Annotated in this window: 16 protein-coding genes and 1 pseudogene; 5 read left to right on the top strand and 12 right to left on the bottom strand. The window is 66.8% G+C overall.

Going from position 1 to position 24235, the window contains the following annotated elements; all coding sequences use genetic code 11:
- Positions 1 to 5: 5 nt before the first annotated feature.
- On the bottom strand, positions 6 to 1835 hold the full coding sequence (locus A7E77_RS15680) for an alpha-amylase family glycosyl hydrolase (RefSeq protein WP_063689518.1): 1830 nt from the start codon (positions 1833 to 1835) through the stop codon (positions 6 to 8).
- A gap of 142 nt (positions 1836 to 1977) precedes the next feature.
- Here A7E77_RS15680 and A7E77_RS15685 point away from each other — a divergent pair, with 142 nt between their 5' ends.
- On the top strand, positions 1978 to 3030 hold the full coding sequence (locus tag A7E77_RS15685) for a LacI family DNA-binding transcriptional regulator (RefSeq protein WP_017978953.1): 1053 nt from the start codon (positions 1978 to 1980) through the stop codon (positions 3028 to 3030).
- A 176-nt stretch (positions 3031 to 3206) separates the two neighbouring features.
- Here A7E77_RS15685 and A7E77_RS15690 read toward each other — a convergent pair whose 3' ends face one another.
- The 3 genes from A7E77_RS15690 to A7E77_RS15700 form a co-directional block, all read right to left on the bottom strand.
- Complete coding sequence (locus tag A7E77_RS15690; protein WP_063689521.1) at positions 3207 to 4694, bottom strand: tryptophan halogenase family protein; 1488 nt, start codon at positions 4692 to 4694, stop codon at positions 3207 to 3209.
- Positions 4695 to 4925: 231 nt separating this feature from the next.
- Positions 4926 to 7841 carry a TonB-dependent receptor gene (locus A7E77_RS15695; RefSeq protein ID WP_063689523.1) on the bottom strand — a complete coding sequence of 972 codons (2916 nt, stop codon included), beginning with the start codon at positions 7839 to 7841 and terminating at the stop codon, positions 4926 to 4928.
- Positions 7842 to 8016: 175 nt separating this feature from the next.
- Positions 8017 to 8688: a DUF6445 family protein gene (locus A7E77_RS15700; protein WP_063689525.1), complete on the bottom strand. Its 672-nt coding sequence runs from the start codon at positions 8686 to 8688 to the stop codon at positions 8017 to 8019.
- 123 nt (positions 8689 to 8811) lie between these two features.
- On the opposite strand from A7E77_RS15700, the gene A7E77_RS15705 reads away from it, so the two are divergent.
- The gene (locus A7E77_RS15705) at positions 8812 to 9162 is read left to right on the top strand and encodes a hypothetical protein (RefSeq protein ID WP_063690058.1); all 351 of its coding nucleotides are present in this window, start codon (positions 8812 to 8814) and stop codon (positions 9160 to 9162) included.
- Between the two features lie 21 nt (positions 9163 to 9183).
- Here the strand turns inward: A7E77_RS15705 and A7E77_RS15710 are convergent, their stop codons facing one another.
- Both A7E77_RS15710 and A7E77_RS15715 read right to left on the bottom strand, forming a co-directional pair.
- Positions 9184 to 10617 (bottom strand): MATE family efflux transporter, encoded by a 1434-nt coding sequence (locus A7E77_RS15710; RefSeq protein WP_063689526.1) that lies wholly within the window; start codon positions 10615 to 10617, stop codon positions 9184 to 9186.
- An 897-nt stretch (positions 10618 to 11514) separates the two neighbouring features.
- Positions 11515 to 14196 carry a valine--tRNA ligase gene (locus tag A7E77_RS15715; protein WP_063689527.1) on the bottom strand — a complete coding sequence of 894 codons (2682 nt, stop codon included), beginning with the start codon at positions 14194 to 14196 and terminating at the stop codon, positions 11515 to 11517.
- A 137-nt stretch (positions 14197 to 14333) separates the two neighbouring features.
- Here A7E77_RS15715 and A7E77_RS15720 point away from each other — a divergent pair, with 137 nt between their 5' ends.
- Complete coding sequence (locus A7E77_RS15720; protein ID WP_017978960.1) at positions 14334 to 14726, top strand: hypothetical protein; 393 nt, start codon at positions 14334 to 14336, stop codon at positions 14724 to 14726.
- Between the two features lie 12 nt (positions 14727 to 14738).
- On the opposite strand, the gene A7E77_RS15725 is transcribed toward A7E77_RS15720, so the two are convergent.
- Positions 14739 to 16787 carry an alpha/beta hydrolase family protein gene (locus A7E77_RS15725; protein WP_063689528.1) on the bottom strand — a complete coding sequence of 683 codons (2049 nt, stop codon included), beginning with the start codon at positions 16785 to 16787 and terminating at the stop codon, positions 14739 to 14741.
- Positions 16788 to 16881: 94 nt separating this feature from the next.
- Positions 16882 to 18708 (bottom strand): annotated as a pseudogene (locus A7E77_RS15730) (methyl-accepting chemotaxis protein).
- Positions 18709 to 18932: 224 nt separating this feature from the next.
- Between A7E77_RS15730 and A7E77_RS15735 the strand changes: the two are divergent.
- Positions 18933 to 20129, top strand: a complete 1197-nt coding sequence (locus A7E77_RS15735; protein ID WP_226341782.1) for a carbohydrate porin — start codon at positions 18933 to 18935, stop codon at positions 20127 to 20129.
- A gap of 97 nt (positions 20130 to 20226) precedes the next feature.
- Here the strand turns inward: A7E77_RS15735 and tsf are convergent, their stop codons facing one another.
- Positions 20227 to 21162: a translation elongation factor Ts gene (gene tsf / locus A7E77_RS15740; RefSeq protein ID WP_017978964.1), complete on the bottom strand. Its 936-nt coding sequence runs from the start codon at positions 21160 to 21162 to the stop codon at positions 20227 to 20229.
- 87 nt (positions 21163 to 21249) lie between these two features.
- A complete protein-coding gene (gene rpsB / locus A7E77_RS15745; RefSeq protein WP_063689530.1) occupies positions 21250 to 22062 on the bottom strand; it encodes a 30S ribosomal protein S2 in 813 nt (270 codons plus the stop codon).
- 334 nt (positions 22063 to 22396) lie between these two features.
- Between rpsB and A7E77_RS15750 the strand changes: the two genes are divergently transcribed.
- A complete protein-coding gene (locus tag A7E77_RS15750) occupies positions 22397 to 22633 on the top strand; it encodes a hypothetical protein (protein WP_078462323.1) in 237 nt (78 codons plus the stop codon).
- Here A7E77_RS15750 and A7E77_RS15755 read toward each other — a convergent pair.
- Both A7E77_RS15755 and A7E77_RS15760 read right to left on the bottom strand, forming a co-directional pair.
- The gene (locus A7E77_RS15755) at positions 22572 to 23417 is read right to left on the bottom strand and encodes a CDP-alcohol phosphatidyltransferase family protein (protein ID WP_017978966.1); all 846 of its coding nucleotides are present in this window, start codon (positions 23415 to 23417) and stop codon (positions 22572 to 22574) included. The genes A7E77_RS15750 and A7E77_RS15755 overlap by 62 nt on opposite strands.
- Positions 23417 to 24148, bottom strand: coding sequence for a phosphatidylserine decarboxylase (locus A7E77_RS15760; protein WP_063689534.1), 732 nt, complete (start codon positions 24146 to 24148; stop codon positions 23417 to 23419). Before A7E77_RS15760 ends, A7E77_RS15755 begins: the two co-directional genes overlap by 1 nt.
- Positions 24149 to 24235: the final 87 nt, after the last annotated feature.

Raw genomic sequence — 24235 nt, forward strand, 5'->3', positions numbered from 1 at the left:
GTGGCTCATCGTGCTGGGGTCAGCGCGCAGATCGCATAACCGAGCGGCGGCAGCGTGACAGTGAGGCTGCCGGGCGCGGCGACAGCGCCGCATCCGGTGCCGGCGAGCGTCTTGGCGCCGGTGGCGCCGACGCCGATCTCGACCTGACGGGTCAACGGCGTGGTGGACGTGTTGAACGCCAGCAGCACCTCCGCCCCGTTCGTCGGGTCGAAGCGCGAGATGGCGAGCAGGCCCGGCGTGTCCTCACGGGCGCGGAGCAACTGGCGGCCGCGGGTCAGCGCGGGGGTGGCGGTCCGCAGCTTGGCCAGCATCGCGGTCTGGCGGAACAGCGGATTGTCCCGGCCGAAGCTCTCCGTCGCGGTCGTCTTGCTGGTGCCGAGCAGACGGTTGTCGTTATAGCTGGCGACCTTGCTCGCGAACATGTCCTCGCGCGCGTCCTGATCGTTGCCGTCGCTGACGAAGCCCTGTTCGTCGCCCGAATAGATGGTCGGCACGCCGCGCAAGCTCAGCAGCATCGCGTTCGACAGCATCACGCGTTGCAGCACCTCCGCATCGCTCACGTTCGGGAAGGCCTTGCGCACGAAGGTGGAGAAGCGGCCGTCGTCGTGGTTGCCGGTGAAGGTTGGCAGCTGGATCGCGGTGTCATAGCCCTTGGCGTAGAGCGCGTCGCCGTCGAACAACGCCTCGAACGCGTCAGTGCCGCGGGTGCCGGCGACCGTTTCGACCACCGCCTGGCGGAACGCAAAGTCGAGCACGGCGGGCAGCTTGTCGACCACCGTGTGCTGGGCGAGCACGGCGGGGCGGACCTCATGGTCGGAGACTTCGCCGAAGATGTGGAAGTTGGGGATGCCCTTCGCCTTGGCGCGCGCTTCCATCGCGGGAACGAAGGCAGCCCAGAATTCAGGATTGACGTGGCGGGCGGTATCGATGCGGAAGCCGTCGATGCCGTAGCGGTCGATCCAGCCGCCGAAGATGTCGATCATGCCGCTGAGGACGCGCGGGTTCTCGGTCATCAGGTCGTCGAGGCCGACGAAGTCGCCCATCGTCGAGCTTTCGTTGCGATAGGTCGTGTCGCCGCGATTATGGTAGAGCGTCACGTCGTTCAGCCACGCCGGGACCTTCACGTCCTTTTCCTTCGGCGGCACGAAGGGGGTGTAGGCATAGGTCGGATCGGTGAGCTTCGCGAAGTTCGCCGCCGTGCGGTCCTGGTCGCCGACGAAGCCGGGGTTGATCGGCTTGCCCGTCACGCCGCCACGGCGCTGGTAGGGATAGTCGGCGCGGCTGCGATAGGGGCATTCGCGCTGGCCGATGCATTCGCGATACTGGATCACGTCGGCGGTGTGGTTGATGATGATGTCCATATAGACCTTCATGCCCCGCTTGTGCGCGGCGGCGACGAGGTCGGCGAAATCCTGATTGGTGCCGAGGTGCGGATCGACCTGCGTGAAATCGGTGATCCAATAGCCGTGATAGCCGGCCGACTGTTGGCCGGGTGCGCCCTGCACGGGCTTGTTCTTGAAGATCGGGCCGACCCACAAGGCCGTCGGGCCGAGCGACTGGATGTAATCGAGCCGCTTGGTCAGCCCCTTGAGGTCGCCGCCGTGGTAGAAGCCCTTGGCGGTGGGATCGAAGCCGGTGACGGTGCGGTCGCCCGTCAGGCCGCCGCGATCGTTGGAGGGATCGGCGTTTTCGAATCGGTCGGGAAGCAGGAAGTAGATCACCTCGTCCTGCGGCAGGCGCGCGCGGTAATCGGTGGGTGCCGTCTGGGCGGGCGCGGCGGAGGCGGCGAGCAGCAGCGCGAGCGCGGTCGCGGTTCGTGTGGCCAGCTTCAGCATGCATCCCCCAAGTCACGCGCAGCCGATCCGTCGCCGGCCGCATCCGGCCCGCCTTGTGCGGACCCTGCGCCCCCAAGCCAAGCATAGGGCATACGTATTCAACGCCGCTATCCCTACCGCCCGGCTTTGGCTACAGTCCCGCATGGCCGTGAAGAGCAGAGGACGGGGAACGGGCGCGGGCGACAAGCCGCCGACCTCGTTCGACATCGCCGCGCTCGCCGGCGTATCGCAGCCGACGGTCAGCCGAGCGCTGCGTGGCGACCGCACGGTCAGCAGCGCGACGCGGATGCGGATCGAGGCGATCGCGCGGCAGCTGAACTACAAGGTCGACAAGAACGCATCGTCACTGCGGCGGGGGCAGAGCATGACGCTGGCCCTGCTCTTCTTCGAAGACCCGCTGGACGATGGCAGCTTCATCAATCCCTTCTTCCTCTCCATGCTGGGGTCGATCCTGCGCACCTGCGCGGCGCGGGGGTATGATCTGCTCACCTCGTTCCAGCAGCTCTCCGCCGACTGGCACACCGACTATGAGGACAGCCGCAAGGCGGACGGGATCATCCTGCTCGGCTATGGCGATTACGAGCTGTACAAGGCGCGGCTGGAGGCGCTGGTGGCGCAGGGCACGCATTTCGTGCGCTGGGGATCGGTCGACGCGCATCCGATCGGGGTGACGATCGGCTGCGACAATATCGCCGGCGGGCGGATGGCGGGCGAGCATCTGATCGCGCGCGGCGCCACGCGGATCGGCTTCATCGGCGACGCCGACGATCATTATCCCGAGTTCCGCGACCGGTATCGCGGGCTGTGCGCGGCACTGCGCGCGGCGGGTCTGCCGGTCGATCCCGGCCTGCACGCCGATGCGCTGTCGGTCGAGCAATCGGGCTATGACGCGACGAAGCGGCTGCTGGCGCGCGACCTGCCGTTCGACGCGCTGTTCGCGGCATCCGACCTGATCGCGCTCGGCGCGGTGCGCGCGCTGACCGAAGCGGGGCGGCGCGTGCCAGAGGATGTGGCGATCATCGGTTTCGACGACATTCCAGCCGCGGCGACGACACAGCCGCCGCTCACCACGATCGCGCAGGATTATCGCAAGGCCGGCGAGGTGCTGGTCGACACGCTGCTGCGCCGGATCGCGGACCAGCCGACCGATACGGCGCTGTTGCAGCCGCGGTTGATCGTGCGGGCTTCCGCCTGAAGATAGACAACATCAACGCCTTGGGCGAAACGATCCTATACGGGGCGCGGCGACATCTAATGTTCGTCACCCCGGACTTGATCCGGGGTCCCGCTACTCCCGGCCGGTGCAGAAGAAGAAGCGGGATCCCGGCTCAGGGCCGGGATGACGGTGGCGGAATGGGATGACGGGGAGGTTCAGGCCCGGGCGGCGCAGTGGCGGGCGATGACGTCGGCGTGGGGGGGCATGGCCTGGGCTTCGCGGCGGTAGAGCAGGTCGAGCGTTTCCATATATTCACCTAAGTCCTCGACGCCGATCTGATCGGCGAGCGGGTGATAGGCGGCTGCCTGCACCCCCTGCCCCGCCAGCACCTGCAGCCAGCCGTCCTCGGTGAACAGCTCCTCATGTTCGCGCGTGATCGTGCCGGCCTGTTGCCAGAGCGCGATCTTGGCGCGGAGCGTGTCGGGTAGGTCGGCCTCGCGGCGTTCCTTCCAGAACGGCTCCGAACGGCCGTTCGCCCAATAATGGAGGATCAGAAAGTCGCGGATGCGTTCGATCTCGAAATCGGTCTGGCGGTTGTATTCGTCGCGCAGCGCGTCGGCGATCGGGAAGGCCGGGAGCAGCTTCACCAGCCGGGCGATGGCCGACTGGATCATGTGGATGCTGGTCGATTCGAGCGGTTCGAGGAAGCCGCTCGCCAAGCCCAGCGCGACGACGTTGCGGTTCCACGCACGCTTGCGGCGGCCGGTGACGAAGCGAAGGTGGCGGGGGTCTGCCTGTGCCCCGCCCTCGATATTCGCCAGCAGCGCCGCGGCGGCTGCATCGTCGGAGAGATAACGGCTGCAATAGACATAGCCGTTGCCGGTGCGATGCTGGAGCGGGATGCGCCATTGCCACCCCGCCTCGCGCGCGATCGCCCGCGTGTACGGCAGCGGTGCGCCAACGTTCGCGCTGGGCACGGCAACCGCGCGGTCGCACGGCAGCCAGTGCGTCCAGTCGTCATAGCCCGTTTCGAGCGCGCCCTCGATCAACAGGCCGCGAAAGCCGGTGCAGTCGAGGAACAGGTCGCCCGCGACGCGTTCGCCCGAGGCGAGGACTAGCGCTGCGATATCGCCGGTGTCGCCGTTCCGTTCGACGCGGTCGATCTTGCCTTCGGTGCGCTCGACCCCGCGGTTGACGGCGAAGCGTCGCAGGTAAGCGGCGTACAGCCCCGCGTCGAAGTGGAAGGCGTAGGGCATCGTCGGCAGCGTCTGCGCGGTGATCGGCCCGCCGCGGTGCATGCGGCCGACGCGCGCGGCGACCTCGTTGAGCGCATAGGCGTCCAATGGCTTGGCGAGGCCGAGCCGGCGCGCGCGCAGCCAATAATGCTGGAAGGCAATCAGCCCGACGTCGCGGCCGACGTCGCCGAACGCATGCATGTAGCTGTGGCCAGGCTCGCGCCAGCCGTCGAAAGCGATGCCGAGCTTGAACGTGCCGCCGGTGGCGCGGAGAAAGGCGTCCTCATCCAGCCCCAGCGCCTGATTGAACAGGCGGATCTGCGGGATGGTCGCCTCGCCGACGCCGACGGTGCCGATCTCTTCGGATTCGACCAGCCGGATGCGGTAGCCGCTTTCGAGCAGGCCGCCGAAGGCCGCCGCGGCCATCCAGCCCGCGGTGCCGCCACCGGCGATGACGATCGTGGTCATGGGCGTGGTGAGAGGAGTGTCCGCCATGCTGCTGGCCTATCAAGAAAACGGGCTGCCGTCACATGACGACAGCCCGAAGGTTTCCGGGGAAGGAAACGGTAAGGTCCGATCCGAAACCGACGCCCCAGCGGAGACTGGGGCCTTGTGCGGCTCCCGTCCCGCGCCCTCGCCGGGATATCCCAGCCTTCGCTGGGATGACGGCTGGGGCGTCGGGTAAGTCAGTGCGTCTGATCAGAACTTGTAGGTGATGCCGATGTAATAATCGCGGCCGTAGCGCTGATAGTCGATCACCTGACGGACGTCGTTGTTCTGGTAGGTGATGAACGGACGATCGGTCAGGTTCTTCGCCTGGGCGAGGATCGAGAAGCCCTTGAGGAAGCCCTCCTGGAATTCGTAGCCGATCTGCGCGTCGAGGATGCCTTCCGACTTTGCCGTGCGGTAGGTCGGCGAGGCCGAAAGGCCCGCGACTTCGGCGAGGAAGTCCGACCGGTAGCGATAGTTGACGCGCGCCTGGAAGCCGTACTTTTCGAAATACAGCGTGCCGCTGGCGACGACGTCCGACAGGCCTGGCAGCGTGATCGGCGTCGGATTGTTCCGATAGACGATGCGCGAGTCGGTGTAGTTGCCTGTCACGAACATGCCGAAGCCGTCGAGCGCGCTGGTCAGCGTCTTGAATGGCAGCGACAGCGTGGCTTCGACACCCAGCACTTCGCCACGGCCGGTGTTGGCCGGAGCCGACACGTTGCCGATCTGCAGGTTGTTGCGGGTGATGATCTGCTGCTGCGCCGCCGTCAGGCCGCCGAGCAGGCCCGAGAAGTCATACGCATAGGCATTGTTCGGATCGACGAAGTCGGTGAGGTGCTTGAAATAGCCCGACAGAGCGACATAGCCGCCGCCGTCGAAATACTTTTCCAGCGAGATGTCGATGTTGGTCGACTGGTACGGCCGCAGCGCGACGTTACCGCCGTTCGACGTGAACACCGGATTCAGCGCCGGGTTGGTGTTGTTCGCCTGGATGTTGGCAAGGTTGATCGACACATCCTGCGTCACGCGCTCTTGGTCGAGGCGCGGACGGATCATCGTCTGCGACGCACCCAGCTTGACGTAGCCGCTGTCGATCAGCTCGACCGAGAAGGTCGCCGAGGGCAGGACGTTGGTGTAGGTCGACTTCTGGTCGGCGGGCGCGATCGTCACGATGCCGTTGTTGACGCTGGCGATCTGGCCGGTGCCGCGCTGTTCGCTGCGGATGACCTGTACGCCGAGCGCGCCCTTCACCGACTTGCCGCCGAGTTCGCCGTCGATGTTCGCCTGGGCGTAGCCGGTCCACACGTTCTCGGTCACGACATTGTCGCGGACCAGCGCCGAGGGACGGCCGTCGAACGCCTTGTTCAGCGCGTTGTTGTAGACGTACAGCGGGTCCCAAGTCAGCATCGCGGGGATGCCGAGGTAGGTCAGCGGGATGTTGGTGCCGAGCAGCGCGGCGGTGGGTAGCGGCGCGGTCAGCGGGGTGCCGCTGGCGACGGTGCAGTTGGTGCCGCCGCCGGTCGGGCAGAGGAAGTAGGAGGTGTAGGCGCTGGTCTTTTCACGACGGCTGTAGTTGCCGCCGACTTCCCAGCTCTTGATGATGCTGCCGTCGATATCGCCCTTCAGCGCGGCGCGCAGCGACTTCAGGTCGTCGCGGAACTTCGGCTGGTTGAGGAAGCCCGACTGGACGACCGGCTGCGTGCCGTTGTTGCCCCAGCCCTGCGGGTCGGTCAGCTTGAAGATGCTGGTGTTGGTGTAATCCAGCGTCGGCACGATCTTGTAGGTGCCGTTCGCATTCTGCGTCACGGTCACGCGATCGGCGACGCCGCTCTTCGCAAAGCCGGTGCCGGTGTTGGTTTCGAGCAGGAAGTCGGTGCGGTCCGCACGGCTCCAGCTGGCATCGACGTTGAAGTGCAGATTGTCGGCGATCTTGAAATCGTTGTTCCAGCCGAGCGACAGGTTCTCTGCGGTGCGCTTGTTATAGTCGTTGCGCTGCACGGCGAAGACGTTGCTGAACGTCGTCGCGGTGGCGAAACCATTATTCGTCGTGATGCCGCTCTTGACGGGATCCGAGAAGCCGAGCGGGAATTCGATGCCGCGCAGGCGCTGTTCTTCGGTGAAGTGTGAATAGAGCGCATCGAAGGTCGAGTGGAAATTCTCCGACGGGGCCCATTCGATCGTCGCCACCGCGCCATAGCGGCGCAGCTCATTCGACTGGACATAGGGCTTGGCGCCGCCCAGCACATAGGGGTCGGCCGCGGTGCCGCTGCCCGAATAGCCCCAGGCGTTGTAGCGTTCGTCCTGCGAGGGCGTCTGCGTCGCCGACACGCCGATCGCGATGCCGAGCGTGTTGTCGGCGAACTTGTCGATGTAGGTCGCCGAAGCGCGATAGCCGTAACGCGACGAATCCGGGTTCAGATTGTCGATGCCGTTCATCTGGCCGCGCGCGTTGATCGCGAAGACGCGCTGCGACTGATCGAGCGGGCGCAGCATGCGCAGGTCGACGGTGCCCGAGATGCCGGCGGCGATCAGCGTGGCGTTCGCCGACTTGTAGACATTAACGTTGCGGAAGAATTCCGACGGATACTGATCGTATTCGACGCCGCGGTTGTCGCCGACGGTCACCTGTTCGCGGCCGTTGAGCAGCGTCGTGGAGAAGTCGGGGCCGAGGCCGCGGATCGACAGGCGCTGGTCGCGGCCTTCGAGGCGCTGGGCGGTGACGCCGGGCAAGCGGGCAAGGCTGTCGGCGATCGACACGTCGGGCAGCTTGCCGACGTCTTCGGCCGAGACGCTGTCGACGATCAGCGTCGAATCGCGCTTGATCTTCGCCGAATTGGCAAGGCTGGCGCGGATGCCGGTGACGACGATGTCGCCATCATCGGCGGCCGCATTGGCGGCGGTCTGCTGGGCGGCGGCGGCCTGGTTCGGCGTCGGGTCGGCGGCGGGGGCCGGCGCCTGCACCGTCGCGGCGGCGGGCGGGTTGGCGGTCGGCGACTGCGGGTTGGGCGCTTCCTGCGCGAAGGCGGTGCCGCCGGTGACGAGCAGCACGCTGCCGATCGCGACGGTGCTGGAGCGCAGCGCGATCAGCGCACGACGCGAAAAACTGGAATCGATGTGGGACACGAAAATCCTCCCCCTGACGAATGCCATGCCCCCGCCCGCTACCATCGCGGACGATCGGCTGACTGTGTTGCGGGCTTGTGAACGCGAGAGGATTAGGTGCCAAGTTGGCCACATACGTATTCACGGAAGCATGCCTTGCGCCCCGCGGCCGCCGTGTCTTTTACGCAACAGCGGATTAGACGCGCAATTCCAGGAAGCTGTTGACTGTCAGCCGGCCCGTTTCGGGGTCCGGATCGAACGACAGCGTGTCGGGCAGATGCGCGCAATGCAGCGTGTTGGAACGATAGAGGATCGCGCGGTTGAAGCGCCCCTGATGCAGCGCGATGCGCTCGAACACTGGTGTGTCGCCCGCGATATAGGCGGCGTCGGGCAGGCCATGGGCCGCGAGATCGGCGTCGAGCGCGGTGCGATAGGCGGGCAGGCGCGTGGCATCGATCGATTCGAAGCCGGTGCTGCGATGGCGATAGAAAGCGGTGCCGCTCGATTCGTCGGGCGAGAGATAATGGAGCAATGCGAGGCGGCGCGGCGAGACTTCGTCGAAATGCGGCAGGCGCTGGATCGGGGTGAGCGCCGATGGCGGCGTGGTGACGATCGAATAGAATGCGTCGACCACCTCCAGCGCGCCCGCGCCGAACACCTCCGCAGCGATGGGCGCGAGACGCGCGAGGGGATCGCGCAGCATCGGCGGCGCTACCACCGCGCGGATGCCGGGATAATGCGGGCCGATCGGCGCGAACGACAGGAAGGCGGCGTCGTCGCGAAACCGCGCGGCATCGGCAAAGCCGTCGATCACGACGACGGGCTGTTCCTCTGCGCCGTGGCGCTCGACCGATATCTGCCAGTTCATCCTGTGCGTGTGCCGCCGTCGGCGATACGGTTCAACCGCGACGATAAGTCCGGAACGGATGCGTATCGATCGCGTTTATCGATCGACCGCGCTACGAACGCGGCGGACAAGCGAGGGACGATCATGATGCGTGGATGGCCGGTCTTGGTTTTGGGCATAGCGCTGGCAGGGTGCGGGACGCAGGGCGGATCGAACGAAACCGTCGCGGCGAACACCACCGCCACGTCGCAGGGCAGCGGCTATATCGCCAAGGTGCTGGCGCTGCCGCCGCGCCAGCTGAACGGCGTGCTGTACCGCGCGATCGATGACGCCAAGCAATCGTGCCAGGGCATCGCCGACACGCTGCGGCAGATGGATAATAATGGCAAGCCGGTCTGGGCGGTGCGCTGCACCGATGGCGGCGCATGGCTGATCACGATCGGCGACGACGGCACCGCGGACGTGACCGGCGTACCGGCGAAGGCCGGCGGCTAAGCGGCATCACGGGCGAACCCGTCAGCCCAGCGGCATCTGCCGGGCGGCGGGTTCGACCTCTGCCTTCGCCTGTTCCTCGCAATGCGCGGCGGGCATCAGGCGACCCTTCCGCCAGTTGCCATAGCGGTAATAGGCGATCGTCATCGCCATCGACGCGAGCGTGCCGGCGGGGAAGCTCCACCAGATCGCGTCGGCGTGGAGCATCGGCTGCAGCGCATAGGCGATGCCCAGCCGGACCGGGAACAGCGCAACCGCCAGGATCACCAGCGGCCCGACCACGGCGCCGTTCGCGCGCACGGTCGAGGCGAGCACCATCGACACGCCGAAGAACAGGAAGCTGACCGACCCGACGATGTTGATGTGTGCGGCAAGGTCGATCGACGTCGCGTCGCTGCCGAGGAACAGGCCGAGCGCGGTCCGATCGGCAAGCGCCACCGCGCCGATCAGCGCGGCGGTCATCGCGAGGTTGATCAGCACGCCCGCGCGTGTCACCCGCGCCACCCGGTCCCACCGCCCTGCCCCGATATTCTGCGCCGCCATGGCGCTGACCGCCGCACCCACCGCCATCGCGGGCATCTGGATATAGGTCCACAGCTGGTTCGCCGCGCCATAGGCCGCGGTGGTGGTGGTGCCGTAACTGTTGATCAGGCCGATCATCGCCAGCGCCGAGGCGGTTACGACCAGCATCTGGAGGCCCATCGGCACGCCCTTGGCCACGATCGGGCGCAACAGCGCGGGATCGGGGATCAGATAGCGCCATTCGGCCCCGCGCAGCCGGACGACGAGGTCCTGCCGATAGACATAGGCAAGCAGCGCGAGGAACGAGACGGTGTTCGCGACGCAGGTCGCGAGCGCAGATCCGGCGATGCCGAGTTCGGGCGCGCCGCCAAGGCCGCGGATCAGCACGGGGTTGAGCGTGACGTCGAGCAGCGACCCCAGCGCCATGAACTTGAGCGGCGTCACCGAATCCCCCGCCCCGCGCAACGCCATCGACAGCAGGACAGAGAGGAAGCTGGTCGGCATCGAGACGAAGATGACGCGCAGATAGTCGAGCGCGAGGTCGTAGGCGTCGGCGGGCGTGCGCAGCGCGGTGAGGATCGCGGGCGTCGCGAACCAGCCCGCCACCACGACGACGACGGAGAGCAACCCGAACAGGCCGGCTGCGGTGCCGAACACACGCCGCACGCCGTCGATATCGCGCCGGCCCATTGCCTGGCCGATCAGGATCGTCGCGGCCATGCCGAAGCCGAACACCGCGGAAATGAGCAGGAACATGACGAGGCTGGCGTTCGTCGTCGCCGCGAGCGCGCGCTCGCCGAGCAGCCGACCGATCCAGATCGCGTTGATCGATCCGTTGACCGATTGCAGCACGCTGGAACCGAGGGTCGGAAGGGCGAAGAGCAACAGCGTGCGGCCGATCGGGCCGGTGGTGAGGTCACGCTGTGGTTTCGCCATGGTGTGTCCCTGTTTCGTGTGTCGTCGGCCCCTGGAGCGAGGAAGCGGCGGAGCGTCTAAGTGCCCGTCACCCCAGACTGGTTCCGGGCGGACGGGGTTCGCTCAAGCCCCTGCCGCCGCCCTAGCCGAAGAGTGGCCCCTGGAACCAGTCCGGGGTGGCGGGGCAGTTGGGGCGAGCGTTGTCGCCTTCTCGTAGCATTCGGCCAGTCCTCGCTACGTCGCACTCTGCGAAACGCGGTTAGAATCCCATACAACACCCGTCACCCCCGGACTTGGTCCGGGGTCCACCGGGCCGCGGGGGGATGATAGAGCCTCCAGCCATCCCCCTCGCCGCGGAGTGGACCCCGGAACGAGTCCGGGGTGACGGTGGGGGTGGGGTGAGCTGCGCGGTCTTATCGTAGCGATGCGGCCGATCGGTCGATGAGATCACATTGCGGTTTGGCAGGTCGATCGCCGCTATGCCGCCCTGTTCACTCCGCGAGACGCGCAACAGGCACCGCAAATCACCCATCACCCCGGACTGGTTCCGGGGTCCACCGGGCCACGTGGGGACGATAGAGCCTTTAGCCATCCCCTTCGCCGCAGAGTGGACCCCGGAACCAGTCCGGAGTGACGGGGTGGGTGGGGCGAGCGGCAACGCCTTCTCGTAGCGATGCGGCTGATCGGTCGGAGCGATCACGTCGCGGTTTGGCAGGTCGATCGCCGCTCTGCCGCCATATTTCACTCTGCGAGGCTCGCGACAGGCACGGCAAATACCCCGTCACCCCGGACTTGGTCCGGGGTCCACCGGGCCGCGGGGGGACGATAGAGGCTCCAGCCATCCCCCTCGCCGCGAAGTGGACCCCGGAACCAGTCCGGGGTGACGGGGTGGGTGGGGCGAGCGGCGCGGCCTCCCCTTTAGCCCAGGCGCGCCAAGGCGGCTGACAATCGTTCCGCTTCTGCCGCCTTTTCGGCGTGGTCGGCGCGGGCCTTTTCCACCGCTTCGGGCTTGGCGCGTTCGACGAAGCTGGCGTTTCCGAGACGGCCGGCGAGGGCGTCGCGTTCCTTTTCCGCGGCGGCGATGCCCTTAGTCAGGCGCGCGCGTTCGGCGTCGAGGTCGATGACGCCTTCGACCGGCAGCATGAAGGTGGTGCCATCGACCACAATCTGGAGCACGCTGCCCGCGGCGGGTGCGTCGAAGCTGACCGTCTCCGTACGCGCGAGGCGGCCGAGCGTCGCGCTGTTGCGCCCCAGGCGGTCACGCAGTGCGTCATCTGCGTCGACGGTGTGGAGCACCAGTCGCGCACCCGGCGGGACGTTGAGTTCGGTGCGCGCGGTGCGGATTTCGCCGACGAGGCGGATCAGCCATGCGACCTCCGCCTCAGCCGCCGGATCGAGGCTGCGCGCATCGGTTTGCGGCCATTGCGCCACGATCAGGTCGTGGTCGCGCGGGTTGGCGTGCCACAGCTCTTCGGTGATGAAGGGCATGAACGGGTGGAGCAGGATCAGGATCTGGTCGAGTACCCAAGCGGCGACCGCCTTGGATTCCGGGTCGATCTCGCCGCGGACGCCGTCGACGACCTGCGGCTTGATGAGTTCGAGATACCAGTCGCAGAAACGGCTCCAGACGAACTGGTAGATGGCGTTCGCCGCCGCATCGAAGCGCAGGTCGGCGAGCGCGAGGTCGATCGTCTGCACGGTCTGGATCGTTTCGCCGATGATCCAGGCGTTGACGGGCAGGCTCGCCGCCGGCGCCTCGATCGTCTCGCTCGCGCCGATACCGTTCGCCTGGCAGAAGCGCGCGGCGTTCCACAGCTTGGTCGCGAAGTTGCGATAGCCCTCGACGCGGCGTTCATCCATCTTGATGTCGCGGCCCTGGCTTTCCATCGCCGCCATGAAGAAGCGCAGCGCGTCGGCGCCGTAGGTATCGATCAGGCCGAGCGGGTCGACGGTATTGCCCTTGGACTTCGACATCTTGGCGCCGTCCGCCGCGCGGACGAGGCCGTGCAGGTAGAGCGTCTTAAAGGGCACATCCTTCAGGAAGTGCATGCCCTGCATCATCATCCGCGCATCCCAGAAGAACAGGATGTCGAAGCCGGAGATCAGCACGTCATTGGGATAGCGACCGCCAAGCGTGGGGTCGGTGTTGTCGGGCCAGCCGAGCGTCGCGAACGGCCACAGGGCGGAGGAGAACCACGTGTCGAGGACGTCGGGATCGCGGGTGAGCGCAACGCCCTCGCCCGCTTCGGCCTGTGCCTCGGCCTCGGTTTCGGCAACGAACACGCGGCCGTCGTCGGCGAACCATGCCGGGATCTGGTGGCCCCACCACAATTGGCGGCTGACGCACCACGGCTGGATGTTCTCCATCCAGTTGAAGAAGGTCTTTTCCCAGGTCTTGGGGACGATCTTGATCGCCTCGCTGCGCACCGCCTCGATCGCGGGCTGGGCGAGCGTCTTGGCGTCGACATACCATTGGTCGGTCAGCCAGGGTTCGATGACCACGCCGGAGCGGTCGCCGAATGGCGTCTGGATCGTGCGCGGTTCCGCGTCGTGCTCGTTACCGTCCTTGTCGACGTGCGGGATCAGGACGCCGTCGTCCTTCAGGCGGGCGACGATCGCTTTCCGCGCATCGGCGGTCGACAGGCCGAGCAGGTCGGCGGGGATCAGGCCGTCCGCGGTCTGCACGATCTGCGCCTTGGCATCGAGCATGTTGAGCATGTCGCGCGCCTCGATCCCGGCGCGGCGACCGACTTCGAAGTCGTTGAAGTCGTGGCCCGGCGTGATCTTCACCGCGCCCGATCCCAGTTCGGGGTCGGCGTGCTCGTCGGCAACGATCGGGATCAGGCGGCCGGTGATCGGCAGGCGCACCTGCTTACCGACCAGCGCGGTATAGCGCGCGTCATCCGGGTGCACCGCGACCGCCATGTCGGCGAGCATCGTTTCGGGCCGCGTCGTCGCGACCTCGATGGAGCCCGATCCGTCGGCAAGTGGGTAACGCAGGCGCCAGAAGCTGCCCTTTACCTCACGCGTCTCGACCTCAAGGTCGCTGATCGCCGTGCCCAGGCCCGGGTCCCAGTTCACCAGGCGCTTGTCGCGGTAGAGCAGGCCCTGGCGGTGCAGCTCGACGAAGACCTTGAGCACGGCCTTCGAAAAGCCCTCGTCCATCGTGAAGCGTTCGTTGGCCCAGTCCATCGAACAGCCCAGGCGGCGCAGCTGCTGCGTGATTTGGCCGCCGCTCTCCGCCTTCCATTCCCACACCTTGGCGATGAAGTCGTCGCGGCTGAGGTCGGTGCGCTTCTGGCCGGCGGCGTTCATCTGGCGCTCGACGACCATCTGCGTGGCGATGCCGGCATGGTCGGTGCCGACGACCCAGAGCGCATCCTTGCCCTTCAGCCGGGCGTGGCGGGTTAGGATATCCTGCAGCGTGTTGTCGAGCGCATGGCCGATGTGCAGGCTGCCGGTGACGTTGGGCGGCGGGTTGACGATCGTCCAGGGTTCGGCGTTCGGCCGGTCGGGACGGAACAGGCCGTTCGCCTCCCAATGCGCATACCAGCGCTGTTCGATTGTCGCGGGGTCGAAGGTCTTGGGAAGCTCGGTCATGGCAATGCCTGTAGCCATGGCGGACGCATCTGAGAAGAAGGGTGCGTGCAGCACGCCCGAAGCGTCTGGCATCATAGGATTTTGGTAAATGTTTTCGGGGTACGGCGATCCCCCAACGGACCAGAGTTCGCCAGCCGATGCACGATCTGCACCACGACCATGACGAATTGCGAACGCTGATGCACAGCTTCGCCATGGCGATGGACCAATCGACCGGGTTCGACGCGGACCTGCAACGCGCCCGCGTGAAATTCTATCAGACATTCCAGGCGCATGTCGCCCGGGAAGAGGCGTGCTGCCAGCAGCTGCCCGCAGACGACCCGATCCGCATCCAAGGCGCCGCGGACATGCAGGTGCTGATTCGCGACTATAGCGCGCAGGTGGCCGCCTGGCCGCCGCAGCGCGTGAAGGCGGAGTTCCCCGCCTATCGCCGCGCGGTGCTGATGCTACAGGCCAGGCTGCGCCGCCGGCTGGACTGGGAGGAGCGCCACCTGCATCCTCGCCTGTCCGCTTTCAGCCGCGCCGCCTGACCTGCGAGCGCGTTAGCGCTGGTCCTTGGTCCAGCGATCCATCCAGCTCAGCACCTCGCGATACCATTGCCGCGAGTTGGCGGGCTTCAGCACCCAATGGTTCTCGTTCGGATTGACGAGCAGGCGCGAGGGGATGCCGCGGCGCTGGAGCGCGGTGAAGGCGGCGAGGCCCTGCGTGTAGGGGATGCGGAAGTCCTTTTCGCCAGTGATGACCAATTGCGGCGTCTTCCACTGCGCGACGTAGTTGACCGGGTTCCACTTTTCGAACGCGGCGGGGTCCTGGAAATAGGTCTTGCCGCCATGTTCCCATTCGTCGAACCACAGTTCGTCGGTCTCATAGGCCATGGCGCGCGCGTCGAAGACGCCATCGTGCTGGACGATGCACTTGAAGCGATCGGGCCAATTGCCCTCGATCCAGTTCATCATATAGCCACCATAGGACGCCCCGAGCGCGCAGGCCTTGTCGCCGTCGAGCCAGTTGAACTTGGCGGTCGCGGCGGCGAGCCCTGCCTTCAGATCGTCGAGCGGCCAGCCGCCCCAATTGTTGCTGATCGAATCGGTGAAGGCCTGGCCGTAGCCGGTGGACCCGTGGAAATCGACCGCGACGAGGCCATAGCCGGCGCCGGCGAACACCGCGGGGTTCCAGCGATAGGACCAGCTGTTGTCGCTCGATCCCTGCGGGCCGCCATGGACCATGAACGCGACGGGCACCTTGCCCGTGCTGCCGTACGGCTTCACCGCATAGCCCCAGACGGTGTCGTTGTTCGCACCGGTGAAGCTGAAGCGGCTGACGGTCGGCATGTCGATGCCGGCGAGCTTGGTCGCGTTGACCGCGGTCAGGCGCGCGGGCTTGCCCTTGCCGGTGGCGGCGACGGCGTAGAAATCGTCGGGGGCGGTCAGGCTGTTGATCGCGACGACTGCGCCCTTGGGCGTCGGCACGACGGCGGAGACATGGCCGGCTTGAGTCAGGCGCGTGACCTTGCCGGTCGTGGGATCGACGCTGAACAGCGGGTTTTCCTGCGTGTCCTGCGCCGTCACATAGATGCGCTTCGAATCGGGCGACCAGGCGATCGAGCCGACCGACCGGTCCCAGCCCTCGGTCAGGCTGCGCACCTGCCCGGTCGCGAGATCGCGGAGCATCAGCACTTGGCGATCGGCTTCAAAGCCCGGACGCTTCATCGCGAACCAGGCGAGGCTGCGGCCGTCGGGCGAGACGGTGGGCAGATTGTCGGTCGCCTGATTGGCGGCGGTGAGGTTCACCGGCGCGGCGGAACCGTCCGCGGGCGCGGACCAGATGTCGAGGTTGGTCGACAGCGGTTCGGTGGTGCCGGCGACGCGCAGCGCGAAATAGACGATCTTGCCGTCGGCGCTCCACGACACCTCTTCGCCGCCGCCGAAGGGACGCGAGGGGGCATCGCCGTCGAGACCATGTTCGATCGCGACGCCGTCACCCGGCGCGCCTGCGGCGGTCAGCGGCAGGACGAAGAGCTGCGACTGCGTGCCGTCCGCCCACGTATCCCAGTGGCGCACGAACAATTTGTCGTAGACGCGGCCCTCGCCGGCCAGCGGGTCCTTCTTCACCATGGCGGGGGCAAGGCTGGGCGCGTTGGGCTTGCGATCGGCCCAGACGAGAATGCGGTCGCCGGTCGGCGCGACCTTGAAGCCGCCGAAGCCGCCCTGGAAGCTGGTGAGCTTGCGGGGCGTGCCGCCGGTGACGGGCACCGCCCAGATCGCATCCTCGCCGCCCTTGTTCGACTGGAAGTAGACGGTCGATCCGACGATCTGCGGTGCGTTTTCGTTGACCTCCGCCTCGGCGACCAGGGGTTCGGGCTTGGCGCCCTTGCGCGTCAGGTCGAGGCGCCACAGGTCGTAGCGGCCACGATTGGCGGCAAGATCGGTTTCGCGCTGCGCCCAGACCAGCCACTTGCCGTCCGCCGACGCGGTCGGCGCGCCGACCCGGCTGAGCGTGGTGACGTCATCGATGGTGAGCTGGCGGGCGGCGGCGGGCGCGGCGATGGCAGCGGCGGTGGCGAGCAGGCTCGCGGCAAAGAGGGTCTTCATGCGCGCGAGGTTAAGCAGATCGGCCGTGCCGGGGCAACGGCGGGCCGACGGCGGCAGGAGCGGCGTGTCGCGGCACCGCCCCTGCCCGCATCGATCAGAATTCCGACCAGTCGTCCGATGCGGCGACGACGGCGAGGTTGCCCGTCGCCCGGCGCTTGCTCGCCGCCGCGATCTGGCGTCCGGCCACCGCCGCCCGTTCCTGCAACTGCGCGACGGGCGATGCATTGGACGTGGCCCCACCGCCGGTGCGGAAGCGGGTGATCTGGCGAGCCATCGTCTCCGCTTCGGCGGCAAGGCTGCGCGCGGCGGCGGTCGCTTCCTCGACCATCGCGGCATTCTGCTGCGTCACGCCGTCCATCTCGCTGACCGCGGTGTTGACCTGTTGCAGCCCGATCGCCTGCTGTTCGGCCGAGCGCGCGATATCGGCGACCAGGCCGTCGATCTCGGCGATCCGGTCGATGATCCGCTGCAACGCCTGGCCGGTTTCGCCGACCAGCCGCACGCCCTCGTCCACCTGTTGCGACGAGGCGGTGATCCGCGTCTTGACGTCCTTGGCCGCCTACGCCGACCGCTGCGCCAGCGCCCGCACTTCCGACGCGACGACGGCGAAGCCCTTGCCTGCGTCCCCTGCCCGCGCCGCCTCGACGCCGGCGTTCAGCGCCAGCAGGTTGGTCTGGAAGGCGATGCCGTCGATGACGCTGATGATTTCGGAAATCTCGCCCGACGTGCGCTCGATCCCGCCCATCGCCTCTACGGCGTTGCGCACGACGGCACCCGAATGCTGCGCTTCGTCACGGGCGCTGCGCACCGCGGCGTTGGCGCTGCCGGCGCGTTCCGCGGTGGAGCGGACGGTGCTGGTGATCTCATCCATCGCCGCGGCGGTTTCCTCGAGGCTCGCCGCCTGCTGTTCGGTGCGTTGCGACAGATCGTCGGAGGCCTGACGGATGTCGCCAGCGCCGCTGTTGATGCTGGACGCCGATTCGGACATGGCGGCGAGCGTCGTTTGCAGGGCGGATACGGCGGCGTTGAAATCGTCCTTGATGCGCGCGAACGGCCCGGTGAGATCGGCATCGACGCGCGAGACCAGATCACCCTCCGCCAGACGCGACAGCGCCTGGCCGAAGCTGTCGACGATCAACGTCGTCTGCGCCGCCTTCGCCTGTTCGGCGGCGACAAGCTGATCGCGCAGCGCCGTCGTCGCACCCGCGAGCTGGCCCAGCTCGTCGCCGCGACCGGTGGCGGGCACGGCCACCGCCAGATCGCCCGACGTCATCCGGTTCAGGACACCGACCAACTGAAGAAGCGGCGCGACCACATAGCGCCGGCATAGCACGCCGATCGTGCCGACGAGGGCCAGCAACGCCAACGTCGTCGCGATCAGCGACGTGGAGGCGAGGCCGGTGACCCGGTCGGCATCGGCGTCCACCGCGTTCAGATGGGTTTCGAGACGGTTCGACACCGTTTCCATGCCCGATTCCAGGTCGTGGAAGGTGCGCAGGAACGCCGGCAGCATCGTCGATGCGCGATCCTGATCGACGGCGGCCGTCGCCGCGACGGAGCGGGCGCTGGCGATATAGGCGTCGACCTGCGGCTGGATCTGCGTCGCCGCGGCGACGACGTCGGGCGCGGCGGCATAAGCGCGATCGACGGCCAGCGTCTTGCGCAGCGTCGCCACATCCTGTTCCAGCGCCTTGCGATTGTCCGTCAGGCTGAGATCGCCGACGCGGATCGCGCGCAGGATCGACAGCACGTCGCCCCGGATCGCATCGTGCATCATATCCGCGGTCATGTGATTGCGCAGCAATCGGGAGGCCGCGCCGACGCGGTCGCGCGCCGCGGACTGCTGGCCATTGGCCCACAGGCTCACCCCGGCCGAGGCCAGGACGAGGGCGATGATCGCGGCAATCGCCGCCATCATCATCGTGTTGATCGATCGCACCCCTAAATTCTCCCGTTCCGCGTCATGTTCCTGTCATTATGTCGGAAACGGATAAAGTTGGGTTAACCGCGCTGACGGGCTTCGTTGACTGGCATCAGCCGAAATGCTGCCCGGCCATCACCAAGTCAAATTAAGTCCATATTGACCAATAAGGGAAACGCCATCGCCATTACCGCTCCCGTAACCAGTCATAACAGGGAGTAGACATGGACAGGATCTTTGCCATTTGCCGCGTCATGCGGTGGGGCGCCGGAATCATCGCGATGAGCGTCGGCTGTGTCGACGCGGCGATTGCCCAGGAGGCGTCGAGCGCATGGAGCCTGTCGGCCGAATACACGGCCGATCTCGCCGGCGTGGCGTCGGGCGGCATCGAACGCGGCGTGCGCTATCTCGACAATATCGACGTGATCGCCGAGGCCGATCTCGACGCGCTGATCGGATGGCATGGCGGCAAGGCGCATGCGGCGCTGCTCAACAACATGGGCGGCAAGCCCAACGATCTCGCCGGATCGATCCAGGGCATCAACAATATCGAAGTGTCGCAGGGGCGCTTCAAACTCTACGAAGCCTGGGTCGAACAGGCGCTGGCTCCCGGCTGGTCGCTGCGGGCGGGGCTGTACGACGTCAACAGCGAATTCTACCAGAACGATGCCGCGGGATTGCTGATCTCGCCGATGTTCGGCGTCGGATCGGAACTGGCCGCGACGGGGGTCAACGGCCCGGCGATCTTTCCCTCGACGGCGCTCGCCGCCCGGCTGCGGGTCGAGGCCGGCAAGACCTATGGCGCATTCGCCGTGGTCAACGCGCGTGCCGGCACGATCGGCGACGAAAATGGCATCGACTTCACCGGCCGCGACGGCGCGCTGCTGATCGGCGAAGCGGGCTGGACGGGCAACGGCCGCGTCGCCGTCGGCGCATGGACCTACACGCGCACCCAGCCGACGATCATTCCGCCGGAAATCTCGCAAGGGCCCGGTTTTCACGCATCGCGCGGCGTCTATCTGATCGCCGAGCGCCTGCTGGCCGGCAAGGCCGACGCGCCCCGCCAGCTCGAAGGGTTTCTGCGGCTGGGGCTGTCCGAGGGGAAGACGACGCCGTTTCGCGGTGGCTGGCAAGGCGGCCTGCTGCTGAAACAGCCCTTCGCATCGCGGCCCGACAGCGCCGTTTCGATCGGGGCGGGCAGCGGCGTGCTGTCGAACAGCTATCGCAGCGCCAATCCGCCGGAACTGCCTGCACTCGGCCGGGCGGAAACGATCATCGAGGCGACCTATACCGATACGCTGATGAAGGGCGTCTCCCTGCAACCCGACATCCAATATGTCATCAATCCGGCGGCGGACCGCACGATCCGCAATGCGCTGGTGCTGGGGTTGCGCCTGACGCTGGGCTGGTCGGCGCACTGACGCTCGGGCGCACCGCACGAAAAAAGGGGCATCGCGTGCCGTCACGCGATGCCCCTTTTTTTTCTCGTCCGCCCCGAAGGCCGGAGGACAGGCCGGATCAGCCCTTCTGCGCAACGCCCGAAGCTGCGGCGACTTCGGCGGCGAAATCGCTTTCTTCCTTCTCAATGCCTTCACCGAGCTGGAAGCGGACATAGTCGACCAGCTTGATCTCGGCGCCGGCGTCCTTGCCCGCCTTGGCGACGACGTCGCTGATCTTGGTCTTGCCGTCCATCACGAACAGCTGGCTGACGAGCGCATGCTCCTTGCGGAACTTGGCGATCGAACCTTCGACCATCTTGGCGATGATGTCGGCCGGCTTGCCCGATTCGGCCGCCTTTTCGGTCGCGATCGCGCGCTCGCGCTCGATCTCGCCCTCGTCGAGGTCTTCCTCGTTCAGCGCCTTCGGGAAGGCTGCGGCGATGTGCATCGCCAGCTGCTTGCCGAGCGCCTGCAGCGCCTCTTCACCCGCGTCCGATTCGAGCGCGACGAGCACGCCGATCTTGCCGAGACCCGGCGACGCCTGGTTGTGGACGTAGCTGACGACGGCGCCCTTCGACACTTCGAGGCGCTTGGCGCGACGCAGCGACTGGTTTTCGCCGATCGTCGCGATGTTGTTGGTCAGCACTTCCTCGACCGTCTTGCCCGAGGGCATCGATTCGGTCTTGAGCGCGTCGACGTCCCCGCCGGTCGCCAGCGCGATCTGCGCGACTTCGCGGACGAACTGCTGGAACTGGTCGTTCTTAGCAACGAAGTCGGTTTCCGAGTTCACTTCGACCGCCGCACCCTTGGTGCCGCTGGTCGCGACGGCGACGAGGCCCTCGGCCGCGGTACGGCTCGACTTCTTCTGCGCGGCGGCAAGGCCCTTGGTGCGCAGCCAGTCCAGCGCGGCGTCCATGTCGCCGGCGGTCTCGTTCAGCGCCTTCTTGCAGTCCATCATGCCCGCGCCGCTCTTCTCACGCAGGTCCTTGACCATCGCTGCGGTGATATCAGCCATGTCCATATCCTCTATAGTCTGAATGTGTTTGCGGGCGGGGTAGAGCGCACGCCCTGCCCCGCCCGCATGAAAGCATCGTGACGGTGCTTACGCGTCGATCTGACGCTCGGCCTCCGCAGCCGCGCCCGCTTCCGGGGCCGCGGGTTCGACAGTCAGCGCTTCCTCGACGGGCGCGACGTCCTGCGCACCCAGGTCGACGCCGCGGCGCGACTGCTGCTCCTGGTTACCGCGGGTCGCGGCGATCGCCACGGCTTCGCAGTACAGGCGGATCGCACGGCTCGCGTCGTCGTTCGCGGGCACCGGGAAGGCGATGCCGTCCGGCGAGACGTTCGAATCGAGGATCGCGACGACGGGGATGCCGAGCGTGTTGGCTTCCTTGATCGCCAGCTCTTCCTTGTTCGCGTCGATCACGAACATCACGTCGGGGATGCCGCCCATGTCGCGGATGCCGCCGAGCGACAGTTCGAGCTTGTCGCGCTCACGGGTGAGCTGCAGCACTTCCTTCTTGGTCAGGCCGTGCGTGTCGCCCGACAGCTGCTCTTCGAGCGCCTTCAGACGCTTGATCGAGTTGCTGATCGTCTTCCAGTTGGTGAGCATGCCGCCCAGCCAGCGGTGGTTGACGAAGTGCTGGCCCGAACGGCGCGCCGCATCGGCGACGGCGTCCTGCGCCTGGCGCTTGGTGCCGACGAACAGCACCTTGCCGCCGCTGGCGACCGACGACGAGATGAACTCGAGCGCGCGGGCGAAGAGGGGAACGGTCTGCGACAAGTCGAGGATGTGGACGCCGTTACGGTCGCCAAAGATGTAGGGCTTCATCTTCGGGTTCCAGCGGTGGGTCTGGTGGCCGAAGTGCGCGCCGGTCTCGATCAGCTGCTGCATGGTGACGACGGGAGCCGCCATAGGATAAGTCCTTCCGGTTAATGCCTCTGGGAAGCGGATGACGGCGGCCGTTCGGCCACGCGCACCGGGCTATGATGCTTCCCATGCGGGGTTGAGGAGCGCGCCCTTAGCGAACGCCACACGCCAGTGCAAGCCAGAACATCTACTTGACACACGGAACGTAGATGGAACATACAGGGTTCATACGGTGACCCAAGCCCATCCCGCCCCTTGATGGAGATCAACAAGGGGCCGAAATGGGCGAAAATCAGACGTTTATGGGAACTCACCGATAAAACATGGGTTTAGCGAGTTATCCGCAGGGTGCTCGCAACCCTGCGAGGGAGTTGGTTCGATGGTTGCAGTGCTGTCCGGTCTGGTGTTCGTAGGCGCGTTTCTGGCGGCGGCCGGGGTGATGATCGCCACGGTCGTTCCGCAATGGCGCCGTATCGCCCGCCTCGCCTCCGGCCATATCGAACCGGCGTTCACGCCGTTGTCGCAGCTCGCCCATGCCGAGCGCCGCATCGCCGTCAGGCGCTGGGCGTCGGCTCCGGTGCCCGCGGCCGTTCGCCGGCTGCGCGCAGCCGCCTGACCCGGGCGTAGCTGGCGATGCTGAACGGGATCGTCAGCAGATAGCCGAGGCAGATCACGCTGAGCGTGTGCCACGGCGCCGATACCAGCGCGGCGCCCAGGAAGACCACCGCCGCGATCGCCTCGAACCGCACGGTGCGGCGGAGGCGTAGTGAGGTCCACGAGAAGGTCGCGACGCTCGACACCATCAGTAGCGCGACAAAGGCGACCCAGAGGGCGACGAGCCACGGTGACGTGAAAATCGGCTCGTCGGTCCAAAACCAGAAATACATCGGCAGCATGGCGAGGCCTGCCCCGGCAGGCGCCGGAACACCGGTCAAGAACCCCGCCGATTTGTGCGGTTGATCCGTCTCATCGATCTTTGCGTTGAAGCGGGCGAGGCGCAGGGCGCAAAATACCGCTAGCACCAATGCGCTGATCCAGCCGATGCGGGGCAGCGCGGCAAGCGACCAGAGGTAGAGGATCAGCGCCGGCGCCACGCCGAACGAAATGGCGTCGGACAGCGAATCGAGTTCGGCACCGAAGCGGCTTTCGCCGTGCAGCATGCGCGCGATACGGCCGTCGAGACCGTCGAGCACCCCGGCGATCATGATCATCGCAACCGCGCTCTGCCATTCGCCGCCGATTGCGAACCGGACGCCGCTGAGGCCCGAGCACAGCGCAAGGGCGGTGACCGCATTGGGCGCCACCGCGCGCAGCGGCAGGCCCCGCGGGCGGCGAGGCAGGCGACGGCCGGCAAACCGGCCTTGCGACAGCGGGGGGCGCTGCTCCGACGAATCGTCCATTATTGGGCGATGCCGGTGACGGGCACGCCGCCGACGCGGCCGATGACGGTCTCACCGGCGATCGAACGCTGGCCGAGCGTCACCTGAGGGATAATATCGTCGGGCAGGAAGACGTCGACGCGGCTACCGAAGCGGATCAGGCCGATACGCTGGCCGGTCGCGACCATGTCGCCCGGCTTGACGAAGGGTACGATGCGGCGTGCGACGAGACCGGCGATCTGGGTGAAGCCGATGCGACGTCCGTCGCGACCTTCGACGACGATATGCTGGCGTTCGTTCTCATCCGATGCCTTGTCGAGATCGGCATTGAGGAACTTGCCGCTGATATAGACGACCTGGCGGATCGTGCCGGCGATCGGCGTGCGATTGATGTGGACGTCGAACACCGACATGAAGATCGACACGCGGGTGAGCGGCGCATCGCCGAGGTCGCCGACCAGTTCGCGCGGCACCGGCACCTTCTGGATCATCGTGACGAGGCCGTCGGCGGGCGCGATGATCAGCCCCTCGCCCGTCGGCGTCGTGCGCACGGGATCGCGGAAGAAGGTGAGCACCCAGACGACGACCGCGAGCAGTGGCCAGAACAGCACCTTGGTGAGCACCGTGCCGAGCAATGTGATGCCCAGGGCGATGGCGGCGTATTTGTGTCCTTCGGGGTGAACCGAGGGGAAGCGCCACTTGACGGTCGTCGTCGGCAGCGGCGTGTGGGGAGGCTTTTCAAGCGATGACATAACGCGCAGGTGTAACCGTGACGTTCCTGCAACACAACGCTCTCGGACCGAAGGCGCGCGCCGGTGGTTGATCCGCGTGGCGCTTGT

The sequence above is a fragment of the Sphingomonas sp. NIC1 genome (genome assembly GCF_001638925.1).
In the GTDB taxonomy this organism is placed as follows: Bacteria; Pseudomonadota; Alphaproteobacteria; order Sphingomonadales; family Sphingomonadaceae; genus Sphingomonas; species Sphingomonas aquatilis.

What these genes read in the sequence shown, in the direction of transcription:
- A7E77_RS15710 (WP_063689526.1), bottom strand. Translation starts at nt 10,617, where the DNA reads ATGGCGAAACCACAGCGTGACCTCACCACCGGCCCGATCGGCCGCACG.
- A7E77_RS15685 (WP_017978953.1), top strand. Translation starts at nt 1,978, where the DNA reads ATGGCCGTGAAGAGCAGAGGACGGGGAACGGGCGCGGGCGACAAGCCG.
- A7E77_RS15750 (WP_078462323.1), top strand. Translation starts at nt 22,397, where the DNA reads ATGGTTGCAGTGCTGTCCGGTCTGGTGTTCGTAGGCGCGTTTCTGGCG.
- A7E77_RS15755 (WP_017978966.1), bottom strand. Translation starts at nt 23,417, where the DNA reads ATGGACGATTCGTCGGAGCAGCGCCCCCCGCTGTCGCAAGGCCGGTTT.
- A7E77_RS15760 (WP_063689534.1), bottom strand. Translation starts at nt 24,148, where the DNA reads ATGTCATCGCTTGAAAAGCCTCCCCACACGCCGCTGCCGACGACGACC.
- A7E77_RS15720 (WP_017978960.1), top strand. Translation starts at nt 14,334, where the DNA reads ATGCACGATCTGCACCACGACCATGACGAATTGCGAACGCTGATGCAC.
- A7E77_RS15725 (WP_063689528.1), bottom strand. Translation starts at nt 16,787, where the DNA reads ATGAAGACCCTCTTTGCCGCGAGCCTGCTCGCCACCGCCGCTGCCATC.
- A7E77_RS15680 (WP_063689518.1), bottom strand. Translation starts at nt 1,835, where the DNA reads ATGCTGAAGCTGGCCACACGAACCGCGACCGCGCTCGCGCTGCTGCTC.
- rpsB (WP_063689530.1), bottom strand. Translation starts at nt 22,062, where the DNA reads ATGGCGGCTCCCGTCGTCACCATGCAGCAGCTGATCGAGACCGGCGCG.
- A7E77_RS15715 (WP_063689527.1), bottom strand. Translation starts at nt 14,196, where the DNA reads ATGACCGAGCTTCCCAAGACCTTCGACCCCGCGACAATCGAACAGCGC.
- A7E77_RS15690 (WP_063689521.1), bottom strand. Translation starts at nt 4,694, where the DNA reads ATGACCACGATCGTCATCGCCGGTGGCGGCACCGCGGGCTGGATGGCC.
- A7E77_RS15700 (WP_063689525.1), bottom strand. Translation starts at nt 8,688, where the DNA reads ATGAACTGGCAGATATCGGTCGAGCGCCACGGCGCAGAGGAACAGCCC.
- A7E77_RS15735 (WP_226341782.1), top strand. Translation starts at nt 18,933, where the DNA reads ATGGACAGGATCTTTGCCATTTGCCGCGTCATGCGGTGGGGCGCCGGA.
- tsf (WP_017978964.1), bottom strand. Translation starts at nt 21,162, where the DNA reads ATGGCTGATATCACCGCAGCGATGGTCAAGGACCTGCGTGAGAAGAGC.
- A7E77_RS15705 (WP_063690058.1), top strand. Translation starts at nt 8,812, where the DNA reads ATGATGCGTGGATGGCCGGTCTTGGTTTTGGGCATAGCGCTGGCAGGG.